At 65.8% G+C, this 22111-nt stretch carries 12 protein-coding genes and 2 pseudogenes; 8 read left to right on the forward strand and 6 right to left on the reverse strand.

Annotated elements, in window-relative coordinates; translation table 11 throughout:
* Positions 1 to 369 precede the first annotated feature (369 nt).
* From ppc to FLG15_RS03775, 5 genes and pseudogenes are all read left to right on the forward strand, one after another.
* On the forward strand, positions 370 to 3084 hold the full coding sequence (ppc, locus tag FLG15_RS03755) for a phosphoenolpyruvate carboxylase (RefSeq protein WP_057679419.1): 2715 nt from the start codon (positions 370 to 372) through the stop codon (positions 3082 to 3084).
* A gap of 136 nt (positions 3085 to 3220) precedes the next feature.
* Positions 3221 to 3793, forward strand: a complete 573-nt coding sequence (locus FLG15_RS03760; protein WP_057679420.1) for a TetR/AcrR family transcriptional regulator — start codon at positions 3221 to 3223, stop codon at positions 3791 to 3793.
* Positions 3790 to 4827, forward strand: a pseudogene (locus FLG15_RS03765) (Lnb N-terminal periplasmic domain-containing protein). The gene FLG15_RS03760 and the pseudogene FLG15_RS03765 overlap by 4 nt, the downstream one beginning before the upstream one ends.
* Entirely contained in the window at positions 4824 to 6818 is a 1995-nt protein-coding gene (locus tag FLG15_RS03770) for an esterase/lipase family protein (RefSeq protein ID WP_150145559.1), read from the forward strand. Before FLG15_RS03765 ends, FLG15_RS03770 begins: the two are co-directional and overlap by 4 nt.
* 140 nt (positions 6819 to 6958) lie before the next feature.
* A pseudogene (locus FLG15_RS03775) lies at positions 6959 to 8120 on the forward strand (OmpA family protein).
* Positions 8121 to 8265: 145 nt separating this feature from the next.
* On the opposite strand, the gene FLG15_RS03780 reads toward FLG15_RS03775, so the two are convergent.
* On the reverse strand, positions 8266 to 8607 hold the full coding sequence (locus tag FLG15_RS03780; RefSeq protein WP_057679422.1) for a hypothetical protein: 342 nt from the start codon (positions 8605 to 8607) through the stop codon (positions 8266 to 8268).
* On the opposite strand from FLG15_RS03780, the gene FLG15_RS03785 reads away from it, so the two are divergent.
* Together FLG15_RS03785 and FLG15_RS03790 are read left to right on the forward strand one after the other, a co-directional pair.
* On the forward strand, positions 8606 to 11377 hold the full coding sequence (locus FLG15_RS03785; protein WP_057687018.1) for a TonB-dependent receptor: 2772 nt from the start codon (positions 8606 to 8608) through the stop codon (positions 11375 to 11377). The two genes, FLG15_RS03780 and FLG15_RS03785, sit on opposite strands and share 2 nt — an antisense overlap.
* Positions 11367 to 12980 carry a histidine-type phosphatase gene (locus FLG15_RS03790; RefSeq protein ID WP_057679415.1) on the forward strand — a complete coding sequence of 538 codons (1614 nt, stop codon included), beginning with the start codon at positions 11367 to 11369 and terminating at the stop codon, positions 12978 to 12980. Before FLG15_RS03785 ends, FLG15_RS03790 begins: the two co-directional genes overlap by 11 nt.
* Before the next feature lie 731 nt (positions 12981 to 13711).
* Here the strand turns inward: FLG15_RS03790 and metK are convergent.
* Positions 13712 to 14923: a methionine adenosyltransferase gene (gene metK, locus FLG15_RS03795; protein ID WP_057679414.1), complete on the reverse strand. Its 1212-nt coding sequence runs from the start codon at positions 14921 to 14923 to the stop codon at positions 13712 to 13714.
* 244 nt (positions 14924 to 15167) lie between these two features.
* Here metK and FLG15_RS03800 point away from each other — a divergent pair, with 244 nt between their 5' ends.
* Complete coding sequence (locus FLG15_RS03800) at positions 15168 to 16268, forward strand: metal-dependent hydrolase (protein ID WP_150145561.1); 1101 nt, start codon at positions 15168 to 15170, stop codon at positions 16266 to 16268.
* Here the strand turns inward: FLG15_RS03800 and FLG15_RS03805 are convergent.
* The 4 genes from FLG15_RS03805 to FLG15_RS03820 form a co-directional block, all read right to left on the reverse strand.
* Positions 16262 to 17089 (reverse strand): class I SAM-dependent methyltransferase, encoded by an 828-nt coding sequence (locus tag FLG15_RS03805; protein ID WP_017157339.1) that lies wholly within the window; start codon positions 17087 to 17089, stop codon positions 16262 to 16264. The genes FLG15_RS03800 and FLG15_RS03805 overlap by 7 nt on opposite strands.
* A 28-nt stretch (positions 17090 to 17117) precedes the next feature.
* Positions 17118 to 18116, reverse strand: a complete 999-nt coding sequence (gene dusB / locus FLG15_RS03810; RefSeq protein ID WP_057679412.1) for a tRNA dihydrouridine synthase DusB — start codon at positions 18114 to 18116, stop codon at positions 17118 to 17120.
* Positions 18117 to 18198: 82 nt separating this feature from the next.
* Complete coding sequence (locus tag FLG15_RS03815) at positions 18199 to 20544, reverse strand: glycoside hydrolase family 98 domain-containing protein (protein ID WP_150145563.1); 2346 nt, start codon at positions 20542 to 20544, stop codon at positions 18199 to 18201.
* A 548-nt stretch (positions 20545 to 21092) separates the two neighbouring features.
* Positions 21093 to 22043 carry a ribokinase gene (locus FLG15_RS03820; RefSeq protein ID WP_057677923.1) on the reverse strand — a complete coding sequence of 317 codons (951 nt, stop codon included), beginning with the start codon at positions 22041 to 22043 and terminating at the stop codon, positions 21093 to 21095.
* Positions 22044 to 22111: the final 68 nt, after the last annotated feature.

Genomic DNA, 22111 nt, shown 5'->3' on the forward strand with positions numbered 1-22111 from the left:
GCGCGCTTGCGCGCGATGCGGCTTGATCGATAAGGCTTCTCCGCGCCCGGGTGCGCTCCTACAGCAATCGCGGCCGGGCGCACCCGGCAGCATCTGCTGAGCCGTCCAGATCATTGCTGCGATCACCCGTAGGAGCCGGCTTGCCCGCGAGGGCGTTACCGGGAAAGCCGCGCCGCGTAGAGCGGGCTTGCTCGCGAGGGCATTACCGGGAAGACCCCCGTCGCGCGAGAGTGCGCTCCTACGAGAGCCCTCGGATACGCGCATTGGCACACGATGGTTGGTGTTGAAACCGTCACCGTCATCGCGATCATCTAATCCTTTTGGGTTAGTCTTCGACGACTTTGCGCTTGAAGAGGGTGTGCGTTTCCGATGAACGAGTACCGCAGCAGTCTTGTGTTCGCTACCCCCGATCTTCCCTTGCGCGACGATGTGCGTCGGCTCGGTGCACTGGTGGGCGATCTGCTTGCCGAGCAGGTTTCTGCGGAATTCCTCGATGAAATCGAACGCGTGCGCACCACCGCCATCTCGCGGCGCGAAAGCGATGCCCCACCTTCCACGCTGAGCGAACAACTCACCGGGCGGGCGCCGCGCGACGCCGAAGCGCTGGTGCGCGCCTTCAGTACCTATTTCCAGGTGGTCAATATCGCCGAGCGCGTGCACCGCATCCGGCGCCGCCGCGAATACCAGCGCAGCGGCACCGACACGCCGCAGCCCGATGGCCTGCACGACGCATTGCGCCGCCTCAAGGCGCAGGGCGTGACCCTGGACGAACTCAGCCAATGGTTGCCGCGCATCGATGTGGAGCCGGTGTTCACCGCGCATCCCACCGAGGCGGTGCGCCGCGCGCTGCTGGAAAAAGAACAGCTGATGGTCGCCAGCCTTGTCGACAACCTGGACGGCATGCGCACGCCCAACGAACGCGCCAGCGATGCCGCGCGCTTCCGCATGGCCCTGACCGCGTCGTGGCAGACCGCCGATTCCTCGCCGGTGCGCCCCACCGTGGACGACGAGCGCGAGCATGTGGGCTTCTATCTCACCCAGGTGCTCTACCGCGTCATCCCGGTGATGTACGAAACGCTGGAACACGCCATCGAAGAAACCTACGGCAGGGTGCCGGCATTGCCGCGTTTGCTGCGTTTCGGCACCTGGGTGGGCGGCGACATGGACGGCAATCCCAATGTGGATGCCAACACCATCGCCGGGACGCTGGACGCGCAGCGGCGCGCAGTGCTGGACCGCTATCAAAAAGAACTGTGGCAGCTGGCCAGCCTGCTCAGTCAGTCGACCACGCTGGTGCAGGTCAGCCCCGAACTCACCGCACAGCTGGAACGCTACCGCGCACTGCTGCCCGAGGCCGCCGCGCGTTCGCGCCCGCGCCATGGCGACATGCCGTACCGCCTGCTCAACGACCTGATGCGCGCACGACTGCAAGCCACCGTGGACGATGCCGAAGGTGCGTACGCGGCTCCATCGGAGCTCGAACAGGATCTGCAATTGATCCTGGACAGCCTGCAGGCCAACAAGGGCCTACATGCTGGGTGGTTCGCGGTGCGGCGGCTGCTGTGGCGGGTGCGCAGCTTCGGGTTCCATCTGGCGCGGCTGGACGTGCGCCAGGAATCGAGCGTGCATGCGCGCGCGGTGGCCGATGCCCTGGGCCAGGCCGACTGGGATGCGCAGGACGCCACCCAGCGTGCCGCCGTGCTCGGCCCGTATGCCGCAGGGCAGGAGCCCCTGCCGCGCGTGGACGATGAAGGCAACGCGCGTCTGGATGCGGTATTCGCCGCGCTCGCCGATGCACGCACCCGCCATGGCGCCGATGCATTGGGCAGCTACATCATCTCGATGGCGCATAACCGCGCCGACGTGCTGACCGTGCTGGCGCTGGCACGGCGTGGCGGCTTGGTCGACGACGCCGGCGCGGTGCCCCTGGATATCGTGCCGCTGTTCGAAACCGTGGACGATCTGCGCGGCGGTACCGGCACCGTGCAGGACCTGCTGGCCGACCCGGTGTATCGCCAGCATCTGGCCGCGCGCGGCGATACCCAGATGGTGATGCTGGGCTATTCGGATAGCGGCAAGGATGGTGGCATCGCCGCCTCGCGCTGGGGCCTGCAACGTGCGCAGGTCGAGCTGCTGGAAGCGGCGGCCGAGTTGGGCGTGCGGCTGACCTTCTTCCACGGCCGTGGCGGTTCGATCGCGCGCGGCGGCGGCAAGACCAGCCGCGCGCTGGATGCCGCACCGCGCGGCAGCGTGGATGGCCGCTTGCGCGTCACCGAGCAGGGCGAGGTGATCCACCGCAAGTACGGCATCCGCGCGTTGGCGCTGCGCTCGCTGGAGCAGATGACCGGCGCGGTGCTGCTTTCGAGCCTGCGCCCGCGTGCGCCCGAGCCGCGCGAGGCGCGCTGGCGCCCGGTGATGGATCTGGTGGCCGAGCGCAGCACGGTGGCCTACCGCGCCTTCGTCGGTGCGCCGGACTTCATGCAGTACTTCCGCCTGGCCACGCCGATCGATGTGATCGAGCGCATGACGCTGGGCTCGCGCCCGTCGCGGCGGCTGGGCCAGGACGCGGCCTTGTCCAACCTGCGTGCGATTCCGTGGGTGTTCGCGTGGAGCCAGGCGCGCGCGGTGATTCCGGGGTGGTATGGCGTCGGCAGCGGACTGCAGGCCGCGGTGGATGCCGGGCATGAAGACACCTTGCGCGAAATGGCGCAGGACTGGCCGTTCTTCCGCACCTTTCTGGACGACATCGCCATGGTGCTGTCCAAGGGCGATCTGAATATCGCCGAGTTGTTCTCGCGCTTGTCCGGCGACCTGCATACGCGGTTTTTCCCGCTGATTCGCGACGAGCTGGCGCTGACCAAGGGCTGGGTCAAGGCGCTGCTGCAACAACAGTCGCTGTTGCAGCACGACCCGCGGCTGGCGTTGTCGATCCGCCTGCGCAACCCGTACATCGACCCGATCAGCGTGCTGCAGGTGGACCTGCTGCAACGCTGGCGGGCAACCGACGGCGAAGACGAAGCGCTGCTGCGTGCGCTGGTGGCCTGCGTCAATGGCGTCTCGCAAGGCGTCCAGAACACCGGTTGATCGCATGGCCGGCTGCAGGGCGGGTAGGGAACAGATCCACCGCAAGCCAACGGCAACCACGCCGTTGGTCGGACAGCGCGGGTATTGAACAAGCGGACTCTGGCGTAAACGGACAAATCTGTCCGATAATGCCGGCATGATGACTTCCCGCCCCGACGCCGCGCTGCGCCGCCGGCAGATTCTCGATGCCGCCGACGAGGTGTTCAGCGAACACGGCGTCAATGCCCCGCTGGAGCTGGTGGTGGAACGCGCCGGTCTGGGGCGCGCCACGCTGTACCGCAATTTCCCCGACCGGCTGGCGCTGCTGACGGCATTGATGGCGCGTGGCCTGGATGGGTTGGAGCGCCTTGCCGCCGATCTCGCCGACCGCCCGGATGGCCTGGCGGTGCTGCTGCACGATGTCGCCGAGCACATCGCCCAGTCGTCGCCGCTGGTGGATTTCTGGCGCTCGATCGAACGCGCGCACCCCGCGGTGGAGGCAGCAGACCGGCGTGTGGTCGGCATCTTCCTGCCGTTCGTGCATCGCGCCCGCGACGCCGGGCTGTGCCGGGCCGATGTCGACGAGGAGCACGTGCTGCTGGTGATCGACATGCTGGGCAGCTGCCTGCGCGGCAACGACGAGGCAGAACGCAAACGGCTTGCGCATCGCTCGGCCGACCTGTTGATGCACGCGCTGGGCATGCAGGTGCCCGCAGGCGGCACGCGGTGACACCGGCCACACGTGCCCGCATCGGGCGCTGGGCCCTGCGCGTTGCGCTGGTGCTGGCCGCCGCATGGGGCGGACTGGCGATTTATTACGCACTGACCGGCAACGCCTTCGTACGCGCCGGATGGGTGGCCTCGTGGTGCGCGATGGCGGTGGCAGCGTTATGGGGGATGCGTCGTGGCCGCGAGAACTAGGCCCTGGTGGGCATCTTCAGTGCCGCGTTCGTGGTGCTGGCAGTGTCGTGGTGGATGATGCAGCCCAGCCAGGACCGCGACTGGGCCGACGATGTCGCCCAGCGTCTGCAGCCGCAGGTGCACGGCAACATCGTCACCCTGCACAACGTGCGCAACTTCGATTGGCGCAGCGAGACCGACTATGAGCCGCATTGGGAGACGCGCCACTACGATCTGAAACGCCTGGTCAGCGCGGATCTTGCGCTCTCGTACTGGATGGGCCCGGCGATCGCGCACACGCTGGTGTCGTTCGGCTTCGACGACGGTTCGCACGTGGTGTTTTCGCTGGAAATCCGCAAGGAACGTGGCGAATCGTTTTCTGCGTTGGGTGGATTCTTTCGTAGTTTCGAAGAAACCCTGGTCGCCGCCGACGAACGCGACATCCTGCGCGTACGCACCAACGTGCGTGGCGAAGACATGTACCTGTATCGCCTGGCGATTCCCAAGGCCGGGCTGCGCCGCATGTTCATGGGATATGTGGAACTGGCCAACCAACTCGATCGCAAGCCGGCGTTCTACAACACGCTCACCAGCAACTGCACCACGATCGTGTTTGCGCTGGTGCGGCAACTGCAGCCCACGCTGCCGCTGGATCATCGCCTGCTGCTGTCCGGCTATGTCGACGAATATGCCTACGACCACCATGGCCTGATGCCCGGTTATCCCTTCGCCACCTTGAAGCAGCGCGGGCATTTCACCGCGCGCGCGATCGCCGTCGACAAGGCCACGGATTTTTCTGCGCGCATCCGTGCCGGCATGCCGTTGGCACCGGCGCCAGGCGCAACAGCGATCACGCCGCGATGATGCCGCGCATGCCCCGATCTCGTGCCGCTGCATTCCTGGCGGGAGTGCTGGCAACTATGTGGTTGAGCGGCTGCGCCATGGTGACCGTGCAGTCGCGCAACAGCGGCGACTACATCGCGCAAACGCGGGGCGATGTGCTGAGTACCGGCCAATTGAGTCAGTCCGGCAGCGAGACCTTGCAGGTTGCCGGCTTGCAGCCCAAGGCCTGCCGCGCTGCGCCGCTACCGTGCCTGCAGCAGCTCACCAGTGAGGCCGGTATCGGCGATGAGCGGCGCTTGGCCACGCAGGCAGAACTGTGGACCGCGCGGGCCATCGCACTGAGCGGGCGCAACCCCGCCACGATGAGCGATGCCGCGGTGGAGGCCTGGCTGGAAGCGGCGCGGCATGCGTATGCGTACTTGTTTTTCACCGCGCGTGCGCCCAGCGCGCGGGCGTTCGAGAACCGCCAGTCGCAGGTGCGCGATTACTACAATTACGCCGTGCAGCAGGTGGTGGAGCGCTTGTTCGCACGCGCGCAGCAAGCCGGGCAAGCCACCCCGGCATCCACCGCGGTCGGGCGCTGGCAGCTCGACGTCGATTTGTCCGCCTATCGGCTGCCGGGCGACGGCAATACACCGCGTGCGATCTTTGCCGCTTCGGCGCTGCGCTTCAATGGCCTGCGCAGCACCTACCGGCGCGATGGATTCGGCGCCGAGCTGGTCGCGGAAGTGGACCCGCAAGTGGTTGGCGACCCCGCTGGGCTGGCGTTGCAGCAGGCCGTCGCGGCGGGTGCAGCGCCCGATCGCCCGTTACCGACGTTCAGCGAAATGCCGTACGCGCCGGCAACGATATTGCTGCGTTTTGAGGGCCAGACGCTCGCTGAGGTGTTACGCAGCCACCTCGCTACCTTGGTGCCGTACGACCCGTATCGCCAGAACGAAGTGGTGCTGCATGGCCAACGCGTGCCGCTGGCAGGCAACTTCACTGCCGCGTATGGATTGTGGCTGGCCAAATCCGGATTTGCGGAGCAGTCGCTGCGGTCGATGCTGGGCAGCGCACGCGGTATCGATCGTCCGCACCTGTATCTGATGCAGCCCTACGATCCCGACCGACGCGTACTGCTGATGCTGCACGGTCTGGCCAGCAGCCCGGAGGCATGGGTCAATGTGGCCAATGAAGTGATGGGCGATGAAACGCTGCGCCAGCGCTACCAGATCTGGCAGGTGTATTACCCGACCAACGCGCCGATGGCGATCAACCGTGCGGAAATTCAGTCGCTGGTGGAACGCAGCCTGCAGCACTTCGATCCGTCCGGCAGCGCGATCGCCTCGCACGAGATGGTGTTGGTCGGGCACAGCATGGGTGGGGTGATCGGGCGTCTGCTGGTGTCGTCCTCTGGCGAGCGGTTATGGGATTCCCTGCTGCAGAACTACCGGCTGGACGGCGAACGCGGCGCGCGTATCCGCGCCAAATTGTGGCCGTTGCTGCACTTTTCGCCGATGCCGCAAGTGGACCGCGCCATCTTCATTGCCGCGCCCCATCGCGGTACGCCACTGGCCGAGGGCGGGCTGGGGCGGTTTGTCGGTAAATTGATACGCCTGCCGGGCGCGTTGCTGGATCGCTTCGGCGATGTGATGCAAGACCTGGCCAACAGCGAACGCGACGATCCGGGCGGCGCTCCCCGCCGCAAAGGCCGCGCGCTGGTACCCACCAGCATCGACAACCTGCGCGACACCGATCCGTTCGTGCGTGCCACGATGGATCTGCCGATCTCTCCAAAAGTGCAGTACCACACCATCATCGGGCGCGAGAAACCGCAGATGCCGCTGGCCGATTCCGACGACGGCCTGGTGCCGTATCGCAGCGCGCATCTGGACGGCGCGGCCTCGGAACTGGTGGTGACCTCCTGGCACAGCGTGCAGGAAACGCCGCAGGCCATTCTGGAGATTCGTCGCATCCTGCATGTGCAGTTGCAGGCAGAGCAGCAGGCCGCGAACGCGCCGGGCCGCTAGGCTGCCGGTCGGGCGGCTGCAGTTCCGCGTGCTCCACCGGCGGCACCGGCATGCAGCCTGCAAGCCCGCGTCTTAGCGCCATGTTGACCGCGCGCATGCTATCAGGCGGGTCTGGTACAGGCTCGAACAAGGAAGAGGCGATGCGCAAGCTGTCGGCGATGTTGTGGGTACCGGTGTTGTTGGCCGGATGCGGGCGTGGCGAAGCTCCACAGGGTGCAACCACTGCTGCCAGTGCAACGGCCGCTGCACCGCTGCAGCCTGCAGGCACGTCCCAAGCTGCGGTGGCCGCCGAACAGGCCGCACCGGAATTTCCGGCCATCCCCACCATCGTGGTGCCCGAGATCGTTGGCGTCACTGCCGCGCAACGTGCATTGGAAGCATCGCTGCAGGACATTCTCGACCCGATCGAAGGCGTCAGCGTCGCCCCGGCACGCTGCGGCGATGGCGGTACCCTGATCACCGATGCCGGCATCACCAGCGTCGACGCCAACGGCAACCTGGTGCGCAATGGCGAGGGCGGCCTGTTCGATCTCAAGGCCGACGGCAGTGGCACCGCCAACTTCGAGGGCGGGTTGGTCAACGTCAATGCCGACGGCAGCGGCACCATCAATGCGACCGGCGACGGTGGGTCCGGTGGGGCGCTCATCGATGTGCAGTCCGATGGTGGCGGCACCTACAACGGCCCGGCCGGCTTGATCAGTCTGGACGGCAAGGGCGCCGGCACCTGGAACAGCGAAAAGAGCGGGCTTGTCGACAATCGCGGCGATGGCAGCGGCACCTGGAACGGGCCACGCGGGCTGGTCACCATCAACGCCGACGGCTCGGGCACCTGGAACGGTCCCGATGGCCTGGTGCAGAACCACGGCGACGGCACCGGCACGGTTGGTACGCCGCCGCGCGAAGTCCGCATGCCGCCGCTACCGAAAGTGCCGCCGGCAGGCCGCTTCCCGCCGCTGCAAAAGTTCGCACCGTCCGGCGCACCCTGCGGCTACCTGATCACCTTGAACGACCGCATCCTGTTCGACTTCGACAAGTCCGACATCCGCCCCGACGCGGCGCGCGTGCTCGACACCCTGAGCGCCGCACTGAGCAAGGTCACGGCAACGGACATGCAGGTGCGCGGGCACACCGACGCCAAGGGCAGCGATGATTACAACCAGGCGCTGTCCGAGCGCCGCGCAGTCGGCCAACGCAAAGGGCTATGGCGAATCGCAGCCGGTGGCGCCCAATACCGTCAACGGCCAGGACAATCCAGGCGGGCGGCAGCTCAATCGACGGGTGGAGATCTTCCTGCGGACCTGACGCAGGCGCGCGGCGGGAGGGCGCTTGACCGCACGGTACGGGCTGCCTTGCGTGCCACCGTGATGCGTGTCGGTCGCAGGCTGGCGGGTGGCCGAAGGCCGCCGACCACAGCTGCCGTTTGCACGTGCGCAATCGTCGGATGATTTTAGATGCGTGTCTGCGCCACCACCAGGGTCCATGCATCCACGGTCCGTGCATCGCATCGCTGACGCATGCCCTGTTGTTGGTGGGTGTACGCGCCAGGCAGGCAGCGCACACCTTTGACAAATTTCGCCTCCATACGGCAACGACTGTGCCGACTTGCGCATGCGTCGCGCGCATTTGTCATGTTCGCAAACACGGTCACCAAACTGACATACCGCATCACCACCATGCGCGGCGCCTGCTCGCAGGTGTGATGCAGTTCCGCCTTCGCTGGCTGCGTCGCTTCCCCACATTCGCGGCGGCGCAGCCTTGGCGCGCTGCTGCATTCATCGGATCCAATCATGATCGTTCGCTGTCCGCTGTTGCGTCCTTCGCGGTTGTCGCAGGCGCTGTGCTTATCGTTGTGCGCCCTGTGCGGCCATGCCGCGGCCCAGGAGACGCAGGCCACTACGCCTGCGCAGGGCGAGATGGCCACGCTGGACAAGGTCACCGTCGCGGCCACGCGCTATAACGCGACCGACATGCAGATGGCCGCCACCAATACCGTCAACGTGTTGTCGGCCGACGATCTCAAGACCACCGCCGTGCACAATGTCGCCGAAGCGCTGGGCCTGATGCCGGGCGTCAACGTGATCAATACCGGGCAGTCGTATTTCGGCGGCATCGACGGCGCCGCGCGCGGTGAAGGCATGTTTTCATCGGTACGCGGCCTCAATGCCGAATACAACGTCAACCTGATCAATGGCATCAACGTCGCCCAAGGCATGCCGTACAGCCGCGGCGTGCAATTGAGCCTGCTGCCGCCCTCGGGCCTGCAGACCATCGTGTTGAACAAGACCTCCACCGCCGACATGGACGGCGATGCGATCGGCGGCACCATCGATTACCGCACGCCCAGCGCATTCGATTCACCCGATCGCCAGGGCGGCAGCGTGACCTTGAGTGGACGCCTGGAAAGCCGTGCACGCGACTACGGCGATTCCGGGCTGGGCAGTGGCGCAGCTGGCGATTGGCATGCGCGTTTCGGCAATGCCGGGCAGTTCGGCGTGTCGGTCAGTGCGTATTACGACGAGCGCCATTTCGTGAACAGCGAAGTGGCCTCTGCCTCGGCGGCACGCAACGATGGCGCATGGAAATTCGCGCGTGCCGATGCCAGCGGCAAGCTGGCCGCTGGCGCCGACCCGCAAGAGGTCTTGCAGAGCACCGGCGTCAATATCGGTTACTCGCAGGGCGACACACGCCGCTACGGCGGCAACGCGGCCTTCGATTGGCGCGTGGATCCCAGCTTGCATCTGTATGCACGCATGACCTATGCCTTCGCCAAGACCGAGCAGAACACCGGCTACACGCAGTTCGTGCCGGCCAGTGTCAGCTTCACCCAGATCGGCAGCAGCGGCGTGTATCAGCCGCAGATCAACCGCGTTGCAGTACGTTACTGGTACGAAACCAACCCCGAGCAGGCCGACCTTGCCACCGTGCAGTTCGGCGCAGAAAAACAGCTTGGCCATTGGACGTTCGCACCGAACATCTTCTACGGCACCGGCAATAACGACCGCCCGGATCATGTGGAAATCTCCGCGCGCAACGACCAGTACAGTTCGACCAACTTCGCCTATGGCGCCAACCGTTTCATCAGCTACGACGGCGACGGTTTCCCGATTCCCTTGCTCACCCCGGCCATGCAGGCGCAGGCCTCGGACGTGGGCAGCCTGTATGCGCGGCGTACCGGGCAGATTTCCAAGCAATACAGCGGCCAGGACAAGGGCGGCGGCAAGTTCGACGTGGCATATGACTTCGATGCGGGGCTGCTTAGCCGCATTGCCTTTGGCGTGAAGTATGTCGACAGCTCGCGCAGCTTCACCGACCGCGATTGGACCAATGCCAAATACACCGATGGCACCTTGCTGCGCGATACCGGCCTGATCGCGCAGCGCTACGATGCGGTCTATCCAGGCCAGTACGCGTTTCCCACCGTGCGCCTGAGCAATGCTGCGCTCAACGACCTGATCGCACGCACGCTCACCCCCGCCAGTTTCGACAGTTGCGGCCAGTTGGCCATCAACAACCTCAACTGCAACACCATGCGCGCGACCGAAGCGGTGAGCGCTGCCTATGCAATGGCCACCTTGCGCACCGGCAACTGGGAAATCCTGCCGGGCGTGCGCTTCGAACACACCGCCATCACCAACACGTTCTGGGCGCAGCCGGCCGCCATCAACAGTGCCGAGCAGATCGGCGCATTCGCCAATAACCACACGCGCTACAACGTCGCCTTGCCCAGCGTGTTCGTCAATTACCGGCCCGATGGCGATGGCGCGGTGTATCGCGGCTCGGTATGGACCAGCTACACGCGTCCGGCCTTCGTGCAGCTAGGCGGCGGCCGCTCCACCGACATCTCCAGCGATGGCCAGACCACCATCACCGAAGGCAACCCGGACCTGAAACCGATCAAGTCGCTCAACGTGGACCTGTCGGGCGAATGGCAGAACGACAGCGGCGGCCACGCCATGTTGGCCGGCTACTACAAGCGCCTCACCGACTACATCTACGAAAGCGGTTCGAACGCCGCCAATGCCGGCGAAAGCCAAAGCGGCAATCTGCGTTTCGTGCGTCCGCAAAACGGCGGCGACGGCCGCGTGCTGGGCATGGAAGCAGCCGTGCGGCAAACCTTCCAGGGCCTGCCCGCACCGCTGGACGGCTTCGGCATCGGTGCCAATATCACCCGCCAGACCACGCGCGTGGACCTGGGCGAAGAAGGCTTCGCACACGAACGTATCCAGAACGCGCCGAACCTGCTCGCCAATGCGGAGCTGTTCTACGAAAAGGGGCCGTGGTCGGTGAACCTGAGCTATCACTACTCCGGCGAATACGTGTCGGTGTACGACTATCTCAACCAGGGCGCAAACTGGGACAACCTGTGGATCAAGCCGATCACCCGGGTGGACCTGCATCTGGGCTTTGCGCCAAACGATCACCTGCGCGTGGATCTGTCGGTGGCCAACCTCACCAAACAGCACAGCTATTGGGCGCATGTTGGCCATGACACCGATGCGATTTCCGACATCGTCGATTCCGGCATGACCAGCCTGTTGACCGCCAAGTATGTGTTCTGATCGCGTACGATTCGCATGCGACGACCTTCCAGGCGCGCAGCAAGATGCAGAGGTCACGACGGACGCGCGGCATCGCGCAGACCGTGCATGCGCTTGCGATGGAAGCGAGCAGTGGGCATTGCAACGCGCGTTGTCGGCCAGCGGTGGGGAGCCGCGATGGGCCGCCCGCGTTGTCGTGCGCATAGGTGCCGCGATGGGGATCGCGGCACCTACGCGGCAGGCCAGACGCGAGCAGGGCGCCGGTATTGCACCGAGGTCCGGCACGCCCCGTGGCACGCCGGTTGCTACCGGCAGTGTGCTGTGCGTGGTATTGGCGGCTGCGTTGGCGTTGGGCGGCTGCACCACGTCGATCCCGAGCGTGTCCACCGCGCGCGGCTCCACAGCGCACGGTGGCGATCAGCCGACGGGCATCGCCGGCAAACAGGTGGGCACCGGAGCGCCGGCATCCAAGCAGGCCGCGCAACTGGAGCGCGTGGTGGTGATATTCCGGCATGGCGTGCGCGCACCGCTGCAAGGCGAGGCCGCCGCCGCGCACTATGCCGACCAGCCCTGGCCGCAGTGGTCCACGCCTGCCAGCCTGCTCACTCCGCATGGTCGCCAAGGCGTGCGCTTGAGTGGCGAGTACCTGCGTCAGTGGCTGGTGCAGCAGGCGTTGTTGCCGGGCAACGGTTGCCCCGCACCTGACAGTGTGTCGGTGTGGGCCAATACCGATCAACGCACCATCGAGAGCGGCGCACTGCTGGCTGGCGCGCTTGCACCCGGCTGCGGCCTCGTGGCCGGGCATCGGGACGCTGGCAGCAACGATCCGCTGTTTCGACCGATCGAAGCCGGCACGGTGCCGTTCGATGCGGCGGCAGCGGTCGCATCGATCCAGCACCAGACCGGTGGCCCTGCCGCCCTGCTGCAAGGCCATGCTGCCGAGCTGCAGGCACTGCAGCAGATTCTGGGCTGCGCGCGGACGCCGTGCGAGTTTGCGCAGATGCCGTCCACGCTGACGCCGTCGGCCAACGGGCGCGGGCTTAAATTGGGTGGACCAATTGACCTGACCTCCGGCACCGGCGAGGTGTTGCTGCTGCAATACGCAGAGGGCCTGCCGCTGTCGCAGGTCGGTTGGGGCCGCGCGACGCCCGAGCGCCTGGCCCAGGTCTCACGCTTGCATGCATTGCTGTTCGATGTTTACGCACGGCCGCACTACATGGCCTCGCGGTCGGGCGCACCGCTGGCGCGCGAGGTCTTGCAACGTTTCGGCGACGCGCAGGCGCCGAAGGTCTCGGTGTTCGTCGGCAGCGACACCCACATCGCCGCATTGAGCGGCCTGCTGGATGTGCATTTCCATCTGCCCGGCTACGGCGCCGACGACCCGCCACCGGGCGGCGCATTGGTGCTCGGCCTTTGGCGCGAGAGCGACGGCCGCCAGCTCGTGCGCGCCCGTTACCTGGCGCAATCGCTGGATCAACTGCGCACGCTGGCACCGCTGGATCTGGCCCATCCGCCGCTGCAGCAGGACCTGTCGCTGGGCTTGTGCGCTCCGGGGCAACGCATGGCCTGCCCATTGGCGGATTTTGCGATGGCGCTAGAACAGCAGTTACAGCTCGATCGGTAGCGACAGGTTCGCGACCGCTGTTCTGCGGTGGTCCACATGGCATGTGGCTTCGCCCGTACCCTCACCCCAACCCCTCTCCCGTGGGGAGAGGGGCTTGAGCAGCGGGTGGCGTCGTTGTCCCTTCTCTCGCAAGGCGGGAGAAGGTGCCCCGTAGGGGCGGATGAGGGCGCGTGCGCAGCCACGTGCGATCGGGCAGGTGAGTGGCTTTGCCCGAACCCTCACCCCAACCCCTCTCCCGTGGGGAGAGGGGGCTTGAGCAGCGGTGGCATCGTTGTCCCTTCTCCCGCAAGGCGGGAGGTGCCCCGTAGGGGCGGATGAGGGCGCGTTCGCAGTCTCGTGCGATTCGGCAGGTGACTGGCTTCGCTCCGTACCCTCACCCCAACCCCCCTCCCGTGGGGAGAGGGGCTTGAGCGGCGGTGGTGTCGTTGTTCCTTCTCCCGCAAGGCGGGAGAAGGTGCCCCGTAGGGGCGGATGAGGGCGCGTTCGCAGTCTCGTGCGACTGGGCAGGTGAGTGGCTTCGCCCCGTACCCTCACCCCAACCCCTCTCCCCTCGGGGAGAGAGACTCTATTTCGTCACGCCCGTACGCGTGCGGGTCCGCCGTTAGCCGAAGCCTTCGCAACCTGCCACTTCCTGGCGTTGGGCAACCCACCGACAACCCCAAAAACGCAACTGGGCCGCATCAGCGGCCCAGTCGTTACGCGTCTACCTGGCTCCCGCAGGAGCGGGGCGATTATTTCAGCTTGGCGGCGGCACGCAGGGCGTCGGCGCGGTCGGTCTTTTCCCACGAGAACGAGGTCGCGCTGTGCTGCGCGCCGGTGCCGTCGGTGTAGGTGAAGTCATTCGGCTTGCGGCCGAAGTGGCCGTAAGACGCGGTCTGCTGATACATCGGGTGGATCAGGTCGAGCATCTGGATGATGCCGAACGGACGCAGGTCGAAATGCTTGCGGATCAGCTTTTCGATCTGCTCGTCAGCGATCTTGCCGGTGCCGAAGGTGGTGACCGAAATCGAGGTCGGCTCGGCCACGCCGATGGCGTAGGAGACCTGCACTTCGCAACGGTCGGCCAGACCCGCGGCCACCACGTTCTTGGCGACATAGCGCGCGGCATAGGCAGCCGAACGGTCGACCTTGGACGGATCCTTGCCGGAGAACGCGCCGCCACCATGACGGGCCCAGCCGCCGTAGGTGTCGACGATGATCTTGCGACCGGTCAGGCCGCAGTCGCCCACCGGGCCGCCGATCACGAACTTGCCGGTCGGGTTGATGTGGAACTTGGTGCCCTTGTGCAGCCACTTGGCCGGCAGCACCGGCTTGAGGATTTCCTCGCGTACCGCTTCGATCAGGTCCTTCTGCTTCACGCCCGGGTCGTGCTGGGTCGACAGCACCACCGCATCGATCGCCGTCGCCACGCCATCTTCATAGCGCAGGGTGACCTGCGACTTGGCGTCCGGACGCAGCCAGGACAGTGCCGAGTTCTTCTTCTTGCGGATCTTGGCCTGCTGCTCGACCAGGCGGTGCGAGAGGTGGATCGCCGCCGGCATGAAGCTGTCGGTTTCGTTGGTGGCATAGCCGAACATCAGGCCCTGGTCGCCGGCACCCTGCTGCTCGGGGTTCTTGCGATCCACGCCCTGGTTGATGTCCGGCGACTGCTTGCCGATCAGGTTGAGCACGCCACAGGTCTCGCCGTCGAAGCCGACGTCGGAGCTGTTGTAGCCGATGTCCAGGATCACCTTGCGGGTCAACGCTTCCAGATCGATCCAGGCACTGGTGGTCACTTCGCCGGCCACGATCGCAACGCCGGTCTTGACCATCGTCTCGCATGCCACGCGGGCGCGCTTGTCCTGGGCCAGGATGGCGTCCAGCACTGCGTCGGAGATCTGGTCGGCGATCTTGTCCGGATGGCCTTCGGAGACCGATTCGGAGGTGAACAGGTAGCTGGACATCAGGCTTATATCCCTTAATTCGGATGAAAAGATGGGTGCGGATGATACACGCCCCGTGTGTCGGTTGCATTGTGCGCCTGAATGGATCGCTTTGGGGTTAAGCCGAGATCGGTCCCCCTACCGGACGCCTGCGCCTGTGCGTTGCCCATGACGATTCGCTGCCCAGCGATGCAGCGGTGCCGGCCGGCGGCATGCCGCATCAACCATCCCGATCCGTGCATGTGCGGCCTGCTAGCATCGGCCGATGGATTCATTGACCCAGATCGTTCTTGGCGGCGCCATCGCTGCCGCCATCGCGCCGCCCGGACAGCGGCGTGCCGCCTTGTTGGCCGGCGCGGCACTGGGCACCTTGCCCGACCTCGACGCGCTGGCCTTGCTGCCGCTGACCGACGACCCGGTCACCCTGATGACCGTGCACCGCAGCGTCAGCCATTCGTTGTTCGTGCTGCCGCTGGTGGGCTGGTTGATCTGGTGGCTGTTCCGCCGCTACGGCAATGGACGCGTGGCCAGCGCACCCACGCGCTGGTTCTGGGCGATCCAGCTGGCCTTGATCACGCATCCGCTGCTGGATGCGTTCACTGTCTACGGCACCCAGCTGTGGTGGCCGTTGCAGCCGCATCCGACGATGTGGTCGAGCATGTTCATCATCGACCCGGCCTACACGTTGTGGCTGTTGCTCGCCTGTGCGGTGGCCTGGTTTGCGCGTGCGCGCCCGCTTGCGCAACACGTGTTGGTGATCGGATTGGTGGCGAGCACCGCGTATCTGGGTTGGTCGTTGATTGCCAAGCAACTGGTCGACCGCCAGGCCGACCGTGCGCTGGCGGCGATGGGCCTGGCCGATGCGCCGCGGTTCTCGGTCCCGATGCCGCTCAACACCTTGCTGTGGCGCGTGGTGGCGATGACGCCCAACGGCTATGTCATTGGCGAGCGTTCGCTGGTGGCCGACACCGGCCCGATGCACTTCCGTGGGTTTTCCAGCAACACCCAGGCCTTGGGCGAAGTGGCCAGCTTCGATTCGGTACGTCGGCTGACCTGGTTCAATCGCGGCTTCATGCGTGCGCGCCTGGTCGACGATGACCTGATGCTCAGCGACCTGCGCATGGGCCTGGAACCGGACTACAACTTCAACTTCGTGGTGGCCCATCGCGACAACGGAACCTGGCAGCCGATCGTGCCGCGGCAGGTGCAGGCGGCATACCGTGCGCCGGTGGCCCGCGATCAGATCGGCGCGGTGCTGGGGCAGATGTGGCATCGCATCTGGCACGAACCGCGCAGCACCGTGCTGACCGGCGGCCTGGAACATATCGGCCCCCCGGTCGCCGCGCCCGCATCGGCCACTCAATAGACCGTGGCGCGCGCCTGCACGAACGAATAGAAAAACACGGCGTCCGGGTCGCTGTGCACCTGCGCCAGCTCGCGGTGCATGCCCTCCACGGTGGCGGCCTCGACCGCGCCGGCCTGCAGTAATTGGTCGGCCGCCGAGAGCAGCACTTCTTCCCAGAACCCGATCATGGTCTTGCGCCGGCCCGGTTCGCGGTTGTCCAGGTGCAGCGTCTTGATCTGGGTGTGCACATCGCGAAACCCCCCGGCCAGCAGCAGGTTGCCCAGCTTGGCGCCGACGAACGGGTCGCCGCCCTGGTCGTGCTGGAAATCGTTGAAGGCCATCCAATAGCGCCACAGGTTGGGCGAATACGGATGCAGCAGGAACGAGGCATTCATCACCTCGGTCACATACACCGGCGAGCCGGGCAGCAGCACGCGCCGCACTTCGTTGAGTACGCGCGCAGGCGAGGGCACGTGTTCGAGCACCCAGCACAGAAACGCCGCATCGAACTGGCGCGCTTCGAACGGCAGGTCGCTGGCATCGGCCTGTTGCAGGGTGTAGCGCGCGCGGCACCATGCCAGCCGCTCGAGGTTTGCGCGTGCCGCGCCCAGTTGCGCTTCGCTCAAATCCACGCCGGTGACATGCAGCTCGGGAAAACGGCGCAACAGGATTTCGGTCTGTGCGCCGACGCCGCTGCCCACTTCCAGCAGGCGCCGCGCGCCGCTGTAGTCGATCTCATTGAACAGCGTGGTTTCCAGCAAGCGTGCCTGTTTGAGCAGACGCGCCTGTTCGGTGGCGGAAAAGCCGTGCAGATAGGTCGGGGTGTCGCTCGGTGCGCTCATGCGTGCGGCTCCAGCAGGACAGAAAACCTCAGGCAGCGTCCGATAGTGCGGGCGGTACGCCGGCGATCAAGGCATCGAAGTAATCGCGCGTCAGCGTCAACTGCGCATCGGGGGTTTCGGCGCGATTGACCACCGCCCGGAAGTCGGCGCTTTGCGGATGGTCCTTGGCATACCACCCCAGATGCTTGCGTGCGATGCGCACGCCCTGCGGTTGGCCATAAAACGCGTGCAGTGCTTCCAGGTGGCCGAGCAAGGTGTCGCGCACGAACGCCAGCGACGGTGGCGGCAATACCTCGCCGGTGGCCAAGAAATGCGCCACTTCGCCGAAGATCCACGGGCGGCCTTGCGCGGCGCGGCCGATCATCACCGCATCGGCGCCGGTGTCGCGCAGCACCTGGGCGGCTTTCTGCGGCGAGTCGATATCGCCATTGGCAACCACCGGGATCTGCAGCGCGGCCTTGATCTGCGCAATCGTCGCGTACTCGGCGCTGCCGGTGTAATGCTGGTCGCGGGTGCGCCCGTGTACGGCGAGCGCGGCGATGCCGCAGTCCTGCGCGATCCGCGCGATGGTCGGGCCGTTGCGGTGGTCGCAATCCCAACCGGTGCGGATCTTCAACGTCACCGGCACGTTCACTGCCTGTACCACCGCGGTCAGGATGCGCGCCACCAGGTCTTCATCGCGCATCAACGCCGAGCCGGCCCAGGCGTTGCAGACCTTCTTGGCCGGGCAACCCATGTTGATGTCGATCAACTGCGCACCGTGGTCGACGTTGTAGCGCGCTGCCTCGGCCAGTTGCTGCGGCTCGGTGCCGGCGATCTGCACGCTGATCGGGTCCGGCTCGCCGGCGTGGTCCATGCGGTGCAGCGATTTGCGCGTGCCCCAGAAACGCGGGTCGGAAATGGTCATTTCCGACACCGCCAGGCCCGCGCCCAGCCGCTTGCACAGCAGCCGGAACGGCTTGTCGGTGACGCCCGCCATGGGCGCGAGGATCACCTTCGGAGCGATGGAGTAGGGGCCGATCTGCATGGCGCTAGTGTAACGTCAGCGGTGACAGCCCTTCGTACCGCCAACCCTGCGGCGGCCGGGCAGGCACTGCCGCAGGTATGGCCTACTGCGAGACGGCCAAATTATCCAGGTACAGCTTGGCCTGGGTGCCGGCGCTGGCGCGGTACTCGACCACGTTATCGCCGGCATTCAAGGTTGCCGTCAGCGGACTGCTGGCCCAGTCGCTGGCCGAGCTGGTCTGGGCGAAGGCCGGAGTGCCGACACGCACGCCGTTGACGTACAGGTCCACGGTGGCGACGCTGGCGCCCGGTGCGGAATAGCGCGTGGCCAGCGTGTAGGTTCCGGCCTGCGGCACGTTGATGGTGGTCCGCAGGCGTGCGCCAGGGTTGCCGCCGAAGTCGACATATCCCAAGCCCTGGAAATTGTGCACCGTGCCGGAGACGCCATTGGGGACCAGACTGCCGATGCGCAGGAAGTCGAAGTTCTCCGCTTCGTATTGCCGCACACCGGTATAGGCGGGTGGCGCGGCAGGCGCCTGCAGTGCAGTCACCGGCGTAGCGCTTGCGCGCCCGGTGGCCGCGCCGGAGCACTGGATGGTGATATCCAGCGGCCCGTTGTGGGCGACGTTCAGAGTCAGAACCCCGTTACTGGGTGTGGCGGTCACACTACTGGCCCGGTGCTCGCCGCGATCGGTAAACGTATAGCTCGGCGTGCTGCTGGCGCCGCTGATGGCGATGGTGTCGGTCTTGAGCGGGCCGGTCTCCGAGTCGAAATTGGTCAGGTAGATCGACACCGAGTTGGCGAACTCCTTGACCACGCCGGTGGTGTAGGGGCCATACGTCATGCTGAGCGCGGCGCAACTGTTGTACTTGAGGTTGAACGCACCGCTGGTGGCCTTGTTGGTCTTGTAGGGGTTGTAGGTGACCCAGGTGTTGTCCTGGCGCCCGACGTAGAGGTCGCCGGTGGATTCCTGCGGGAACAGCGCATTCAATTCCTGGGTCTTGGCGGCGATGGAGGGCCAGCGGCTGTCGTATGCGCTGCGCTTGATCTGTACCGGGAAGGACTTGGCCAGGTCGTCGTTCAACTGCCACACGGTGGGGATGGCGGGGTAGCGTCCGCTCTTCTTGTACCAGCTGTGCTGGTTGAGATAGGTGCCGTCGTCATCCATCAGGTAGAGACCGGAGAACAGCGTCTCTGGCGTCGCGTACACGGCACGGTCGTTACCGGTGGTGACATCGTCGACCACCACCACCTTGGTCCGATCGATCACCTGCTGGCGATTGAGGATGTGCAAGGTGCCGTCGAGGATCTTGCGGTAGACATCCATGTGGATGTTCTTGAACTGCGGGAAGAACTGCCAACGACGGGTGTTGTAGCCATCGGCGGTGGTGCCGTTGGGCAGGCTTTGCACGCTGTCGGTCCAGATCAGTTCCGGGCCGTCGAAGTAGGTTTCGCCGGTCAGCGCCAGGTGCTCGATCAGATGCGGTGCGCCCGCCGGGATCGGATAGGCGCTGCCATCGGCGGCGTACCAGCCGCTGCTGTCCGGACGGATGCCGTAATGGCCCGCGAATCCCGACAGGAACATGCCCAGGCTGACACTTTCGATGTCGTGGTAGCCATAGTTCATCGTGAACTTTTCTTCGATGATGAAGTTTTTGGCATAGCTGGTGAGCGAGGTGCGCAAGGCATCGTTACGCTTGACCATCGCCAGCGGATTGATGTTGGCGCCCCAGAAGCCGCCGGTGAAGCTCACCGCCAGATAGCCGCCGTACTTGTTGGTCAGCTTGAGCAGGTTGGCCCAATGCTCCCAGCGCTGCGCCGCCGACACCGAGCACGGTTGATCGAATCCCCAGAACTGCTCGGCATAGTTGAAGCCAAGGAAGTTCGGATAGTCGCGGAAGAATTCACCGTACACCGTCGATTCGAGATCGGTGCCGTTGGGATAGTCGGGGAAGTGGCTGAAGCCGCCGCTGGAAGGCTGGACCATCGCCCAGACGCCGTTGGCTGCCGCGGTCTTGATCCACGAGCGTGCCGTCTCGATGCCGTTCTCCACCTGGTTCCAGTTGCACTGATTGTTGGTGGCGCCGTTGTGACTGATCGAGAGCGAGATCAGCAGCACCGTGTAGGGGCGCAGGTCTGCAGGAATCAGATCGATGATCTTCTGCGGATCGACGGCGTTCCAGGTGTCGGCATGGATCACGAACATCGGCTTGTCGGGCGCGAGGCTGCGCCGGAATGCCGGGTCGGTACTGGCGCTCGCCGTTGCCGTGGACGCCTGCGTCGTGGCCGGCGGCATGGCGCGCGGGGCACTCACGGTGACCGTCGCCGCCGGCGATGGGGTCGCAGCGGCGCCGACATCGGCGGCATCCTCGCCGCCGCAGGAACTGAGTAGGCAGGGCAGCAAGACGCAGGGCAGCAGGAATGGCGAGCGCGATCGACGCAGGATCATCGGTTGTTCCGTTGAGCTTGGGAGGGGGCAGGGCCAGGCACACGCGTGACTGCATTGCGTGACGCGGTGGTGCGCCAGTCGACGATGCAGCCGCATCTCGGCAAGCCGCGCCGCCAGGAGCGTCCTCGCATGACAGCAGGCAATGGTCGTGGTGCGCCCGGTGGTGCGGCGATAGTAGGCAAGCGCAGACAACGCGCTAGCGCGTGCAGCCGGTCAGCGCGCTTTATGCGATGCGCTTTCGCTTTTCGAACACAGAAAACAGCGCTGGGTCACGTGGCGCTGCGATGGCGCAGCTGGTGGCGTGAGGTCGGCAGCAGCGCGTGCGCAGCGCGGCGAAAACAGACATGCAGTCATGGCAGTGTCACATCGCTCGGCGCGATGCGGTGCGACGCGACTCGACGCGGTAAGAGGCCGCTAGCCGCTAGCCGCAGTCATCGTTGGTACGAGAAATGCGCGCGCATGCTTGCAGAAAGCCAGGGCACGCCAGTGTGGGTGCGGTGTCGATGGCATGCGCCTGTGGCGCACGCCAATCGCAATGAGCCGCGGTCTCACTCGTCCGCGCGTAGCCGCGGCATCGATACCGCTGCACCTTCCACTTCGGTGGAGCGCGCCGCATAACGCGTGGCAAAGCGCACGTGGGTGGCGAAGCTTGCAGCCGGTACCTGCGCCAGCGAGGCAACCAGCGCACCGTTGAACGCGTCGCCGGCACCGGTGGTGTCGATGGTCTGCGCGCTTTCCGCACCCACGCGGTAATGCGCCTGGGTATCGCCGCACAGTTGTTCTTCGGCGTGCGAAATGAAGGCGCCCACCGCGCCCAGCGTCACCACCACGGTACCGCCCGGCAGCAGCTTGCGGCACAGCGAATGCAGCGTATTGCCGTCCAGCGCGGCGACGTCGTCGGCATTGATGCGCTCGCCGACATGGCGACCGAGCAGTGCGGCGAATTCGGTTTCGTTGGGCGTCAGCACATCCGAAAGCTTGAGCAGGCCAATCGAGGTCGGTGCATTGGCCGGTGCGGCATTGAGGACGGTGAGCACGCCGCATTCGTGCGCCAACGCCAGGGCAGACTCGACCGTCTCGGCCGGGGATTCCAGCTGCGCCAGCAGCACCTTTGCCGCAGCGACCAGCGGGCGTTGATTCTCGATGAAGGCCGGGCTCAACACGGCGTTGGCGCCGGCGCCGATCACGATGGTGTTGCGGCCATGCCCGTCGACATAGATGCCGCCGGTGCCGGTCGGTTCGTTGCTGGGCTCGGCGATCAGCGCAAAGCCGTCCTGCGCGGCCAGCGAGCGCGCCAGCGCACCACCGGCGTCATCGCCCAGTGCGCACAGGAAATGTGTCTTGGCGCCAGCACGTGCGGCCGCAACCGCCTGATTGAAGCCCTTGCCACCCGGGCCAGTGCTGTAGCGCCCGGCGATGGTCGCGCCCGGCACCGGCAAGGTATCGCAGCGCCACACGTGATCGACATTGAAGGACCCGACAACGACGACCGAACTCATAAATACCTTGCCTTGAATGACTGACTTGAATGACTGGATGAAACGCGGCGTGCAGTGATTAGACCGTC

This window comes from Xanthomonas phaseoli pv. dieffenbachiae, assembly GCF_008639345.1.
Lineage (GTDB): Bacteria > Pseudomonadota > Gammaproteobacteria > Xanthomonadales > Xanthomonadaceae > Xanthomonas > Xanthomonas phaseoli.